Raw genomic sequence first — 12,928 nt, 5'->3', positions numbered from 1 at the left:
TTCTGTTCAATGAAGAGATGTACTATACTGCTTATCAAAAAATCTACAGCAAAGTAGGTAATATGACAAAAGGTATCGATGGAAAAACCATCGATGGAATGAGTATATCCCGCATTGAACGGCTGATTGAATCGCTTAAAAGCGAAACCTACCAGCCAAACCCATCCAAGAGGATTTATATACCGAAGAAAAACGGTAAGAAACGTCCACTTGGAATACCCTCTTTCGATGATAAACTAGTACAAGAAGTTATCCGAATGATTTTGGAAGCAATTTACGAAGGCAATTTTGAATATACTTCACATGGTTTCAGACCACAAAGAAGTTGTCATACTGCTCTAATAAACATTCAACAATCATTTACAGCTGTACGGTGGTTCATTGAGGGCGATATAAAAGGTTTCTTTGACAATATCAATCACGAAGTTTTGATTGGAATACTTAAAGAGCGTATCGCCGATGACAGGTTCATCCGATTAATAAGGAAGTTTCTAAATGCAGGGTACATCGAAGATTGGGTATATCACAAAACATTTAGTGGTACACCACAAGGGGGAATTATAAGCCCAATCCTTGCCAATATTTACCTTGATAAATTTGATAAATATGTCAAGGAGTATATCAAGGAATTCGACAAAGGGGAAAGAACTACGGCGACACGCCAGTACAGACTATACGAACAACGCAGATACCGCTTGGCAAAGAAACTGGAATGTGAAACAGACGAAACTGTTAGAGCGCAAATGATTGCGGACATCAAGGAACTACGACAAGAAAGAAACAAATATCCAGCCTATAATAAGATGGATAGTAGTTACAGAAAGTTGAAGTATATAAGATATGCGGATGATTTTCTTATCGGGGTCATAGGTACTAAAGAAGATTGTAAAAGGATTAAGGATGACATTAAGAACTTTCTTATTGAAAAATTGAAACTTGAACTATCGGATGAAAAAACCTTGGTAACCAATGCTAAGAAACCAGCTAAATTCTTAGGTTTTGATGTCTACGTGCGTAAATCCAATGAAACAAAGAGGGATAAACACGGTAGAACAGTCAGATGCTTCGGAGACAAGATTGTTCTCTATGTAACAGCAGAAGTGATGAAGAAAAAACTACTGAGCTATAATGCGGTAAAATTAGTTACACAGAAAGGCACAGAGGTTTGGGAACCACGCTCTCGATATTACATGAAAGACCTAGATGATTTAGAGATCATCAGTCAGGTAAATTCTGAAATCCGAGGCTTTTACAATTACTACGCAATCGCTAACAACAGTTCATATGTTCAGTCATTTTCTTATATCATGGAGTACAGTATGTACAAAACGTATGCACTGAAATATCAAACTTCGGTAAGTAAGGAAAAGACAAAAAAGTGTATCAACGGAGTGTTCTCTATTCCTTACAAAAACAGGAAAGGCGACATAATCTATAGACGCTTTTACAATGAAGGTTTCAAACGTCAGAAAATTGCGCGTGGAGCTTACGTGGATAATTTACCCATGACAGTTACAATCACAGGAGGAAGAAACAGCCTTATAGCGAGGCTGCAAAATGAAAAATGCGAGTTATGTGGTGCAAATGAGAAATTAGAAATGCATCATATAAGAAAGCTGAAAGACCTGAAAGGTAAAGAAGATTGGATGAAAAGAATGATTGCAAGGAAAAGAAAAACTTTGGCAGTCTGTTCAAAATGCCACGATAAGATACACGCAGGAAAGTTAGACTGAATAAATTGATGGAGAGCCGTATACCTGGAGACAGGTACGTACGGTTCGGGGGAGAGTTCTTGGAAACCTGCTATAGTTAATATAGCAAGGCGCCGGGTTCTTATCCTACGCCTACACCACCGAAGAAACTGAAAAACTCGAAGTCATGCAGCTTGCAGAGGCGCTTGACGGTAATGTAGAGCTCGCCATCAAACAGCTCGCTGCTTCTCGCCGCGAGAAAGAAAATCAATAGTCAACTAATTTAAAATCTTACAAAAATGAAAAAATTATTATTTATGGTGTCCGCGGCAATACTGACTGCCGGGACACCTTCAGCAAAAGCCCAATTTGTAGTTACAGATCCGGCCAATCTGGCTTCAGGTATCCTTAACAGCGCCAATGAAATCATACAGACCTCCTCTACGGTAAGCAATGTTGTGAAAAATTTCAAAGAGGTAGAAAAGGTCTACAAGCAGAGCAAGGAATATTATGACAAACTGCAGGCCATCAACAATCTGGTCAAAGATGCAAGAAAGGTACAGCAGACTGTACTGTTGGTTGGCGATGTATCACAGATGTATGTTCAGAATTTTGGCAGGATGCTAAATGACCCGAATTTTTCTGCGCAGGAACTATCAGCTATTGCCAACGGATATTCGGTGCTTCTGGGTGAAAGCACGGAGCTGCTCAAAGAGCTCAAACAGATTGTAAACTCTTCAAGCCTGTCGCTCAATGATAAAGAGCGTATGGATATCATTGAGCGCGTGTACAAAGAAGTGAAAGAATACCACAGTCTGGTACGCTACTACACCAACAAGAATATATCGGTAAGCATTCTAAGGGCAAAGAAGCTGAACAATACCAAAAGAGTGCTGGACCTTTATGGAACACCCAGCCAAAAATACTGGTAGGCTATGGAATTCAATAACCTGCATGAAGTCCTGCGCTCGCTGTATGATGAAATGCTCCCGCTGTCCGCCGATATGGCGGCAGTGGCCAAGGGACTGGCTGGTCTGGGCGCCCTGTTTTTTGTGGCAATAAAAGTCTGGCAGGCACTCAGCCGGGCGGAGCCCATTGATGTTTATCCGCTCCTCAGACCATTTGCCCTGGGGCTCTGCATCATGTTTTTTCCCACTATGGTGCTGGGCACCATCAATGCCATACTCAGCCCCATTGTACAGGGAACCCACAGTATCCTGGAGCATCAGGTGCTGGACCTGAACGATCTGCAGGCCAAAAAAGACCTGCTGGAACACGAAGCGATGATCCGAAACCCGGAAACCGCCTATATGGTATCGGACGTGGAGTTTGATAAGAAACTCGATGAACTGGGATGGTCACCCTCGGACATTGGAACAATGGCGGGCATGTACATGGACAGGCAGACCTATCAGATTGAGAAAATAATAAAGGAATGGTTCCGAAATCTGCTGGAGATCCTTTTTCAGGCGGCAGCTTTGGTTATCGATACTATCAGGACTTTCTTTCTCATTGTACTTTCTATCCTGGGCCCTATTGCATTTGCCATATCGGTATGGAATGGCTTTGAGTCCACACTTACCCAGTGGATTACCAGATATGTTAGCGTCTACCTCTGGCTTCCCGTTGCGGACCTTTTCAGCTCGATGCTGGCCAGGATCCAGTCGCTGATTATTGAAAGGGATATCGAAATGCTCACCGACCCGTCTTTTATTCCTGATACCTCCAATACCGTTTACATCATCTTTATGATTATAGGCATCGTGGGCTATTTTACAATCCCCACTGTAACAGGCTGGATTATTCAGGCTGGAGGCGCTGGAAATTTTACCCGTAACGTGAACCAGACCGCTATGAAATCCGGAAATCTTGCCGGGGCGGCAGCCGGTTCAACAACAGGCAATATCAGCGGCAGGCTTATGAGCAAGTAATCTTTAAACACTGAAAAAACATGGAATTCAAAACACTCAGAAATATCGAGAACAGTTTCAGGCAGATCAGGCTGTTCGCCCTTGTATTTGCCCTTCTCTGTGCGGGCATCACAGCATACGCCCTGTGGCAGTCCTATCGTTTTGCCGAGCAGCAGCGCCAAAAAATTTATGTGCTGGACAACGGCAAATCACTCATGCTGGCCCTTGCCCAGGATGCCTCGATTAACCGCCCTGTGGAGGCGCGCGAACACGTAAGGCGTTTTCACGAACTCTTCTTTACCCTGGCTCCTGACAAAAACGCTATTGAAAGCAATATGAAACGCGCGTTTAATCTGGCCGATAAAAGCGCCTTTGATTATTACAAAGACCTTTCGGAAAAAGGGTATTTCAACCGCATCATTTCAGGCAATGTGCAGCAGCGTGTGGAAATAGACAGTGTGGTGTGCAATTTTGAAACCTATCCTTATGCCATTCGCACCTATGCCAGGGAATTCATTATCCGCTCAAGCAATGTGACAAGGCGAAGCCTTGTTACCAGATGTTTTTTGGTCAACTCGGTACGTTCGGACAATAACCCGCAGGGCTTTAATATCGAAAAGTTCGCCGTAACCCAAAATAAGGATTTAGAGGTCATCGAACGCTAAAAAAAATAAGCTATGAAACAGTTACTAGATTTAGACTCCTTCAGCAAAGTGCTCCGCGACAAGGGCTACAATGGCTATTTCACTACACAGGCTGCTTATCCGGGAAAACTAAAGGACAGCATCAGTGAATACCTTGAGGCCTGCGCTAAAGGTACAGAAGCCTTAAAGGCCGAACTATTGCTGATCGGATATCTGGAGTGGTCGGGAGATGATAAGCCAAGTGTTGAATGCCTGCTCTGGGTAAAACACGAAAAAGGAAATTTTCAGCTTCAAAAAATGGATATCGTGAGAAAAGATCAGTTCGGGCTTCCGCTGAAGCATTGCTCACTAAGGGGCCTTTCTTCTGAATCCTTGCCCAAAGCCAGTGAAGCAATAGCTCTTATCAAAGAAGCTGCGGCGCAGAAAACGATTCAATCAGCAAGGCGTTTCAAATTTTAAAAAGATAAGATTATGAGAAAATTACAAGCAGATCTGGACAAGTGGTTTGAGTCCCTTGCTAAGCGCTGGCAGGCACTGGAACTTCGCAGGCAGCAGCAATGCACCCTTTACTTTTTTATAGCCTATGTGCTTCTTACAGCTGGGATCCTTATTAAAATCTGCCTGGACACAGCAAAATCCAATGCTGGGATGGAGATTAACCATATTGAAAATCCTGTCCTGAAAAAGAAATAAAACACTGCAGATAAAAGAAACTTTAAAAACAATCCTAAAAACAAATTTGTATGAAAGAAAATAAAAAAAAGGCCGGCATTCTAGTAGAAGAAGACGGTCACAGCACAGAATCCCTAGGCTATGATGAAAAAAAAAGCGGCAGTGGGCGCCTTATAAAGCCGCTCATCTTCGCTTTAATGGGTGTTGTCTTTATAGGCTGCATGCTGCTGATTTTTAAGCCTTCTTCCCAAAAGGAAAAAACCCAAGAGATGGGGCTGAACGATTCGGTGCCCCAGCCCAGCGAAGAAGCGTTGCAGGCAGACAAGCAGAAGGCCTATGAGCAGGAAATGCTCGAAGAGAAAGAGCAGCAAAAACGCAATGCCCTGACTACCCTAGCCGATTATTGGAACCACGACAGCAGTCAGGAGGATCAAAATCCAGTCCAAGATGAAAAGCAGGAAGAAAGCCATAATCCGCAAAAATCAGGGAATCCGGCTCTGAGCAGCTACCGAAATGCCCAAAATACTCTGGGGTCTTTTTATCAGAATGATAAGAGCGAAACACTGCATCTCCGAAAACAGCTCGAAGAGACAAAGCAGAAGCTCGCTGAAAAAGATGTGCCTGCAGGCGTAACCGCGGCCGACCAGCTGGCTCTCATGGAGAAATCCTATCAGATGGCCGCCAAGTATCTTCCCTCTGGAGCAGGTAAAAGTGATGCCCAGAGCAGCAGTGCCGCCGCTTCCGGCACAGCGCCGAAAAAAGAAGAATTCTCATCTCTGGCTCCAGCAGCAAAAAGCATTGTCTCAGCACTGGGGCGCGAGCCTTCGCCGAGCATTATTTTAGACCCCGGCCACGGATTTCATACAGCGGATGCCGAAAAGCTTAATACCGCACCTAAAAACAGCATCAAGGCATATGTTGACCATCAGCAAACCATTGTCTCAGAAGGTTTGGTTAGACTGCGTTTACTGGAGCCCGCACAGCTGCAAAACCGCATTATCCCACCGGGCACCATCTTAACTGCAGCGGCAAAGATTCAGACGGGACGCCTGCAGCTAAAGGTCAGTTCGGTAGAACTTCAGGGCAACATTATCCCTGTGGATATCATCATTTATGATCTGGACGGCCAGCAGGGCCTTAATATCCCTTACTCTGCCGAGATGAGCGCCCTGAAGGAAATAGCAGGCAATATGGGACAGAACGCCGGCACAAGTGTGATGCTGACCCAGTCTGCCACGCAGCAGGCGGCAGCGGATCTGAGCCGAGGTGTGGTCCAGGGAATCTCAGGTTACTTCTCCAGAAAAGTGAAGACCTCTAAAGTGACGCTAAAAGCAGGACATCAGCTTTTGCTGGTATCTAAAAAACAGTAATTCTAAATCAAGTGAATCATGAAAAATCAATTTAAAATACTTTTGGCGTGCGTTGTTCTTTTGACAGCTGCACAGCCTTGTTTTTCTCAGCAGAACAAAACGGCTGCTGCTGTTTTGGAAAAAATAGAACCCTACAGTATGGAAGTGACCTATGATAAAACTTCGCATTTAATTTTCCCGGCACCTATTGTGTACGTTGATCTGGGAAGCGAATACCTTATGGCTTCAAAGGCCCAGGATGCCCGCAATGTACTTCGCGTCAAAGCGGCCATTAGGGACTTTGAGCCGGAAACTAACTTTTCGGTCATTACTGATGAAGGCAGTTTTTACAGCTTTAACGTGCATTACAGCTCCAGTCCGCAGACCGTCAGCTATGACCTGAAAACAATACAGAACACTAAAAATAAGCCCGGGACAAACGATGCGCTTTTTGAAGCGTTGGGAAATATTTCCCCCTCGCGTGCCGGAATTATAATGAAGTGCATTTACAATAACGGCAAGCGCACTGTAAAACATCTAAGGCATAATAGTTTTGGCATAACCTTTACCTTAAAAGGTTTGTACATCGACAAGGGAAAATACTTTTTCCATACCCAGGTGCTGAACCGCACCAATGTTCCATTTAACATCGACTTTGTCAATTTCAGGATTGTGGACAAAAAGACAGCCAGACGCACCGCGTTGCAGCAAAGGGAGCTGCAGCCTTTATCTGTATATAAGGCTCAGGACGTGATTGAAGGGAACTCATCGGATCAGAATGTCTTTCTTCTGGATCAGTTTACCCTTGAAGACAACAAAATACTGCTCATTGAGATCTTCGAGAAAAACGGCGGGCGCCACCAGACGCTTCGTGTGAAAAATTCAGATCTTGTAAAAACTGGTTTGATAAGCAGTCTGCAGCCGCAGTAAAACCTCAGCATGGATTGGAGAGGATTTTGATTCTAATTGCAGCTCCAGCATTTAGCATTCCTGGCAGCCCGAAGATGATCTTCGGGCTGTTTTGTTTACAGCTTCTTCCGCTATACTTTAAAAATTCAAACAACAAGCTAAAAATCAGTACATTTACATATCTCTATAAGCTGTAAACTTTAATTGTATTGTTATGCAAAATATTATCGACCGCACCAACAAATTTTACCTGCTAATCTCCCGGCATCTGCTCTCTAAAAAAGAGTATGAAGTGCTTGAGAAACTCCTGATAGAAAAGATGTCCTTAGAGCAAGCTGCCCAACTTCATGGGGTCACGCCTGAATATATCGGTGAGTTATACGAGAAAGTCTGCATTAAAGCAAAAGCGGCGGCTGAACTGTTTTCAGAAATTGGACATCACGATAAAAAGCCGCAGAAGCTAAAGCATGAATTAAACCCGAGCCCTGCCCAAATCAAAAGAGACAAAATGGAAAAAGACAGGCAGAAACTGCTCTTTAACAGCCGCTTTCATTTCAGCGGGAGGATGAACAGCATCTTTGAGGCTTTGGACATACTCACCATCGGGGAACTGGCGGATATTCCGCTTCAAGATTTTCTGTGCCTCCGGGGCTTTAAAACAAAGTGCAAAGAAGAGCTCATTGCCTTTATCGAATCTGAAAATATAGAATACCTTTTCAAAGGATTTGCACTCTGGAAAAAACAGCCTATTGAACAATTGAAATAAGTAAAAGCCAGCATAAAAAGCGGTCTTCTTTTGCTTCTTTTCTTTGACCGCAGCCCAAAGAAAAGAAGCCCGCCAAAAACAAAGAAAGGGATAGTGAATATCCCTTAAAAAAAACGCAGCGCGTCTGATAAAATAGCGGGCACTGCATTTTGGCAGAGGCGCTCTACCGATTAAAACGCAAAAAGACGCTCCCTGCCGCTGCAGGGGAGTGTCTTTTTGCCGTCCGATTCGGGCTTATCCCACCGCAATGGGCTGTGATCGGAAATCTTTCAGGTTCAGAAAAAATCCCCTGTATGGGGTCATACCCTCTCGGAATAGGCTCCACAACAGCGAACATCCCATCTGCGCCAATGCCGAATTAATATACAAATCCTGTTTTTCGAGCGCCTCGGCAAGCGAACAGCTCGGCGTATCATCCGTGAGTTCTGACTCTTTCAACAGCTCTGCAAATTCCTCTGTTACAAAAGGCAGGCTTGCAACGGTTTCAAACTTATCGGAACACGGCTGTGCAATCTCCCCAATAGTGGAGAGCAGTACCTGCCCTGTATGCTGGCTGTTGCCGAAATCCATCCAGTATTTCGGCTCGTCCCTGTGCTGTCTGCTGTTGGTGCGCTTTAAAATCTCGGCAATTTCAAAGCGGGACCCTGCGCTGTCCGTGCAGGAGATGAAAATTGAGCTTTTAGTATTTTGAGGAATTCTGCCAAGGGCATCTTTTTCAAACTTTACCGTTTCGGCTTTCCAGTTTGTTCCCATAAAACGGTTCGCTCGGTTGATAAGGGCAACGCATTTATGCAGTCCGACCTCGCTGGGCGCAAAACGCTGTCTTCCCAGATTGGCATCGCTCACAATATCATCATCCCAAAGGCGCACGCACAGCCCTGCATGCCCGAGGGCTATGAGGCTGTAGTTCATTTCCATAAGGGCGGTCAGCACTTTTGAGCCTGTACCGCCTGCCCCGATAAGATTAATACAGATGGGGTTTGTTGGACTTATCAGATAAGGGTCTGTAAAATGCATTTTGGTTTTATCGGTTTTCATGGCAGTAGATTTTTGAGTGTTTTGTTATTCTTTTTGAGCATTTCTTTCGGAAAGGTTCTATTTGTTGCGATAAGTTCTTTCCAAAGACCTACGCAATTGCCCTTTACAGGGCTGTTCTCTCCCATAAGGTGGCTGAAGTAGCTGTTGAAAAAATAGTCTTCCCAAGCCCTTGTAAATTCCTCCACCGATGCGGAGTTTTTGATATCGATGCTGACCGACCCCATGCACACCCTGCCGTCCTCATAGATATTGAAAAACGGGGCGCAGTACAGCGGTGTATTGGCTGTGGGTCTCCTGTCGCTTGAAAGCGCAAATACCCTAAGGCTGTTTTTGTCCGCCTGCCAGACCATTGCAGGCACAAAAGCCTGCCCGCTTGGAATCCCTAAGCCTTCGATAAAATAAAGCGGTCTTCTTTGGGATTTGGTATGCCATAGCACAGCGCCTTTATCCGTGCCTGGGTTAATATGCAGGACAGCAGTCGGCAGAATTCCCTCGGATTGCAAAAAGGCTCTATCCTTATTTTTTTCGGTGTGCAGTGCCTTGGCAAGCCTCTGCGCTTCACGCTCTGTAAGAGGGTGCGCATTGATGGGACTGCCGTTTTTATCCATATCAAAATGCTCTACATAGACTTCTTTACTTAAACCTTTACTTTCATAGAATACAAGGGCGGATTTTGGGTAATAGAGTGTCCCAAAACTTTGGGTTATATCAGTTGCCGTATTCATCTGCTGTGGTTTTATAGTTGTATAATATTTGGCACATATCGTCCAAAAGGGCAAATAAGCGGTTCTCAAAATCAAGGCTGACTGCTGGCGCATCCACACCGTTAAAGCACTTTATAATCGTCGGCTCGTCCATTGCACCGTACTCGTTGAACTCGCTGTTGATGCTCTCGGCAATACTTTCATACAGCCATCCTTTAGTGTCATATATAAAGGAAATGTACTTTTCCATCCCAATAGTTTCGTTTTCGCTCTCGTCGGTATCTTCTTCTCTGATGGGCGCGTTTCTGAAAATGCTTTCATTTGGATATTCGCTATATAAATCAAAAGCTTTTCGCGCGGTAAGCACACACTCGCGGTCAAATGCATCACGGCTTTTAAAGGCATTTAAACGCTTTTGAAAAACGGCTAAATTAATGCGGTTAAAAATCTTCTGCTCTATGCGGTCTCCAATGAATTTCGCTTTATCAAACTCTCCTAAATCCTTTTGAAATCCTTCCGTCTCATCGTCCTGCTCTGTCCAATCCCTGTGCATTTCGTACATCCAATGCAGATAGCTGTTTTCCTGTCTGAAGTATGGAATATCGGCAACATGGTAGAGATAAGAGCAGACTGACACAAGAAGCTGTGCGTTTTTTTTATGCCTCGGGTCGTGAAGCATTTGATATAACGGCTGAATTGGGATATAATAAAGCGTTGTGCCTGTACTGTGTTTTTCCTCGCTGATAAAATAGGTTTTCTTGCCGTCCTTCAGCAGGCGGATTTCAGGGCAGTTTAAAACACTCTTTTTTAATTTTTCCCCTATATCCCACAGAGCAAGCGCCGTTTTATAAGGATATTCAAACTGCCCTGTCTGCATTGGTTCAATACTGTAATGCTCGGAAAGCTGAGCAAGGGAGGCAAAAAAAACCTCCTGCATTTTTGGGATTTCTCCGCAGGCCTGTACCGTTTTGTCCCGTTGCAGTTTAGGCAGAAAAGAAACTTTTAGAAAACCATCGGAAGCACCCCCGCAGGCACTGCCCTTAGTTTGTCTTTCTGCACCTCGCCCGCATCTTTGGGTCTCTGCATCCAAGACACAAACCCGCTGAGCTGTGCGTGAAGCTCTTTTTGTCTTTTTCGCTCGGGCAGCTGCACTCTTCCCGAAATTATTGTCTTTTGCATAATCCATCACTTAGAAAATTTGGTTAACCCTTCGTCCCCATTACACTTTCAAATCGGTATTCCACCGCATCGTCCCTGATGGCAGGGGCGGATATTTTGGCAGTGGTCAGTATCGGGTATGTGCCTGCATAAAAATTAAGCACCGCTTCTGCGCTCCATTTGGGTTCGGGGTCAGCCAATCGAATTTCCTGTCCCTTGTCTTTGAGTATAAAGACCCGCTGTAATTGTGTCGCTAGTAACATAATTGGCGTTTTTAGATTAATAATTTATGTTTCCTGTTCTTCTTGACTGTCCTCGTCCCAATACTCCGTTTCTTCCACCTCAGTTTCTTCATCTTGGGCTTCATGCTCCTGCTCCTGAGCATCGACATTGCCATAGTCAGGAAAAAGTGCATCTCGGGGCGGTTCGGGTTTTGAAGTTTGGGGTGTACTCCCGAAGAGATCAGGCGCAAATTTTGCCGATAATTCCGATTTTCTCTTGCGTATCTGCTCCGCCTTCAGCGGAAACTCATGTATTTCGGGCACTTTTATCCATGCCTCACGGAATTTACCTTCTTTTTCAAGTTCTTCTGCTTTTGCCATAGCGTCACTGAATTTTTTGTCTTTCGCTTCAGCCTCTTTCTTTTGGCTGTCTGCTTTTTCCTTTTCCATTGCCGACTGCTTTTTAGTTGTTTCCAATTGTTTCATATAGCCTTCCATATCCACCATCAGACCCGATGCGGATTCAATGGGCGCTGTAATATTCTCAAAAAAACCTTCGTCAAGTTCCTCGGCAGTACCGCGCAGGTTTAAAGGCGGTATGCTGTGCTTGGCAGTATCTGCGCATGCCTCGTTTTGAAGCATGACAAGAACAATAAGCCTATCCTCTGCCCCTTTGGCAATGGTAATGTGCAGATCGCCTATAATCTGCAGCTGCGCTATCTGATTGAAAAAATTAGTTGTCGTTTCCATAATTTAATTTTAATTTTTTGATGATTAACTCCATGATGCTCTTTTCATCATACCCCAGCTTGTAGAGGCGTTCGATGTAGCTTTCCATATTCTGCCTATATTCCTTTTCCCCTTCCTCTCCTTTTAAGATAAGCAGATGGGTATTCCAATCCACTACTGCTTCCCTGATTATAGCGATGAGCTTTTGGGCGTACTTTTGTTCGGCTCCCTGGCTTTTTTTTGAAAGCCCCAGTTTTATATACATATCCAAAATATGCCAGTACACTCGGGCTTCTTTGCCTATACTGCGGTGTTTGCTGACAAACTCATTATAGAGGTACAGTATAAACTCAAAATCATTTTTGTCCTGCCTAGCCATAATGCTTATTGTTTTGTGTTGTGTCAATTACGCAGATTCTCGATTGGCTGTCTGCATCCTGTAACTTGATTTATAAGGCTGTCGCTGTTTGGGCAACAGCCTTTGGTTTATCTGCCTGCCTAGTTGAGGTTAAGGATTTCTGCGCCATCTGCCTGAAAAGCCGTGCAGAGTTCAAACGCCTTTTGGCTTTTCCCCTGCGCTGTACCGCCCATTACGATGGACTGCAGTTTTGCCTCGCTGTCTCTGTACTTTCGTACATTCTGATAGTAGCCCGTCACGGCGTTATAAGCCCCAAATAAAGTTCCTTTAGTGGTCTGCATCTGCTGTGTATCACTTGTCATGGCGTAGACAAAAGCATCTTCCACTGTATTTCTAAACACGGCTGAAACTTCTGCATCAGCCCCTTTTTTGATGAGCGCTAAGGTTTCTTTATTTGGACATAGTGCCAACTTTATGAGTTTCTTAACCTCATTGTCCGTTACCTTTACTTTAGCCCATTCATTGAAGATGCCTTCAAGCTGACTGCTTAATTTATCAGCCAGTCCCATAACTTTATGCGCATCATCAAGGCGCTGTTTAGTCCCTGAGGTATGGCGGATGCGCACCACGTTGCTCATCGAGCGGAGCGAAGCGTTAAGGGGTTAGGGTGAGGTCACGGGTCGCCCCGCAACCTTCCCCACAGAACTGGACGTGCCACTTTCATGGCATCCAGCTCCCAGATTTAACTTATCCACATAATGTTGTTTGCGGTGGCAATG

Annotated in this window: 15 protein-coding genes and 2 pseudogenes; 10 read left to right on the top strand and 7 right to left on the bottom strand. The window is 44.5% G+C overall.

Annotation, left to right across the window (positions count from 1 at the left end; all coding sequences use genetic code 11):
- The 10 genes and pseudogenes from RB618_RS23570 to RB618_RS23530 form a co-directional block, all read left to right on the top strand.
- The coding region (locus RB618_RS23570) for a reverse transcriptase domain-containing protein (protein WP_308071073.1) at positions 1 to 1,733 on the top strand (1,733 nt) is incomplete at its 5' end.
- Between the two features lie 109 nt (positions 1,734 to 1,842).
- Positions 1,843 to 1,965, top strand: a pseudogene (locus RB618_RS23745) (conjugal transfer protein TraG); the annotation flags it as partial.
- A gap of 25 nt (positions 1,966 to 1,990) precedes the next feature.
- The gene (locus tag RB618_RS23565) at positions 1,991 to 2,623 is read left to right on the top strand and encodes a DUF4141 domain-containing protein (protein WP_308071072.1); all 633 of its coding nucleotides are present in this window, start codon (positions 1,991 to 1,993) and stop codon (positions 2,621 to 2,623) included.
- Between the two features lie 3 nt (positions 2,624 to 2,626).
- Complete coding sequence (traJ, locus tag RB618_RS23560; protein ID WP_308071071.1) at positions 2,627 to 3,622, top strand: conjugative transposon protein TraJ; 996 nt, start codon at positions 2,627 to 2,629, stop codon at positions 3,620 to 3,622.
- A 20-nt stretch (positions 3,623 to 3,642) separates the two neighbouring features.
- On the top strand, positions 3,643 to 4,266 hold the full coding sequence (gene traK, locus RB618_RS23555) for a conjugative transposon protein TraK (RefSeq protein ID WP_308071070.1): 624 nt from the start codon (positions 3,643 to 3,645) through the stop codon (positions 4,264 to 4,266).
- A gap of 12 nt (positions 4,267 to 4,278) precedes the next feature.
- Positions 4,279 to 4,704 (top strand): hypothetical protein, encoded by a 426-nt coding sequence (locus RB618_RS23550; RefSeq protein WP_308071069.1) that lies wholly within the window; start codon positions 4,279 to 4,281, stop codon positions 4,702 to 4,704.
- Between the two features lie 12 nt (positions 4,705 to 4,716).
- The gene (locus RB618_RS23545) at positions 4,717 to 4,938 is read left to right on the top strand and encodes a nitrogen regulatory IIA protein (RefSeq protein ID WP_308071068.1); all 222 of its coding nucleotides are present in this window, start codon (positions 4,717 to 4,719) and stop codon (positions 4,936 to 4,938) included.
- Between the two features lie 50 nt (positions 4,939 to 4,988).
- A complete protein-coding gene (gene traM / locus RB618_RS23540) occupies positions 4,989 to 6,287 on the top strand; it encodes a conjugative transposon protein TraM (protein WP_308071067.1) in 1,299 nt (432 codons plus the stop codon).
- A gap of 18 nt (positions 6,288 to 6,305) precedes the next feature.
- On the top strand, positions 6,306 to 7,196 hold the full coding sequence (gene traN / locus RB618_RS23535) for a conjugative transposon protein TraN (RefSeq protein WP_308071066.1): 891 nt from the start codon (positions 6,306 to 6,308) through the stop codon (positions 7,194 to 7,196).
- A 193-nt stretch (positions 7,197 to 7,389) separates the two neighbouring features.
- On the top strand, positions 7,390 to 7,941 hold the full coding sequence (locus tag RB618_RS23530) for a hypothetical protein (RefSeq protein ID WP_308071065.1): 552 nt from the start codon (positions 7,390 to 7,392) through the stop codon (positions 7,939 to 7,941).
- A gap of 234 nt (positions 7,942 to 8,175) precedes the next feature.
- On the opposite strand, the gene RB618_RS23525 is transcribed toward RB618_RS23530, so the two are convergent.
- The 7 genes and pseudogenes from RB618_RS23525 to RB618_RS23495 form a co-directional block, all read right to left on the bottom strand.
- The gene (locus RB618_RS23525) at positions 8,176 to 8,979 is read right to left on the bottom strand and encodes a PRTRC system ThiF family protein (RefSeq protein WP_308071064.1); all 804 of its coding nucleotides are present in this window, start codon (positions 8,977 to 8,979) and stop codon (positions 8,176 to 8,178) included.
- Positions 8,976 to 9,704, bottom strand: a complete 729-nt coding sequence (locus tag RB618_RS23520) for a PRTRC system protein B (RefSeq protein WP_308071063.1) — start codon at positions 9,702 to 9,704, stop codon at positions 8,976 to 8,978. Before RB618_RS23520 ends, RB618_RS23525 begins: the two co-directional genes overlap by 4 nt.
- Positions 9,688 to 10,869, bottom strand: a complete 1,182-nt coding sequence (locus RB618_RS23515) for a hypothetical protein (protein ID WP_308071062.1) — start codon at positions 10,867 to 10,869, stop codon at positions 9,688 to 9,690. The genes RB618_RS23520 and RB618_RS23515 overlap by 17 nt, the downstream gene beginning before the upstream one ends.
- 16 nt (positions 10,870 to 10,885) lie before the next feature.
- Positions 10,886 to 11,104, bottom strand: a complete 219-nt coding sequence (locus RB618_RS23510; protein ID WP_308071061.1) for a PRTRC system protein C — start codon at positions 11,102 to 11,104, stop codon at positions 10,886 to 10,888.
- Positions 11,105 to 11,128: 24 nt separating this feature from the next.
- Positions 11,129 to 11,812 (bottom strand): PRTRC system protein E, encoded by a 684-nt coding sequence (locus RB618_RS23505; RefSeq protein WP_308071060.1) that lies wholly within the window; start codon positions 11,810 to 11,812, stop codon positions 11,129 to 11,131.
- Positions 11,796 to 12,170: a hypothetical protein gene (locus tag RB618_RS23500; protein ID WP_308071059.1), complete on the bottom strand. Its 375-nt coding sequence runs from the start codon at positions 12,168 to 12,170 to the stop codon at positions 11,796 to 11,798. Before RB618_RS23500 ends, RB618_RS23505 begins: the two co-directional genes overlap by 17 nt.
- A gap of 119 nt (positions 12,171 to 12,289) precedes the next feature.
- Positions 12,290 to 12,808: pseudogene (locus RB618_RS23495) on the bottom strand (DUF932 domain-containing protein); the annotation flags it as partial.
- Positions 12,809 to 12,928 lie beyond the last annotated feature (120 nt).

Source organism: Flavobacterium sp. LHD-85, assembly GCF_030929595.1.
GTDB lineage: Bacteria > Bacteroidota > Bacteroidia > Flavobacteriales > Flavobacteriaceae > Flavobacterium.
Note: the sequence above shows the minus strand (reverse complement) of the source record. Positions and strands in the feature narration are given on the sequence as shown.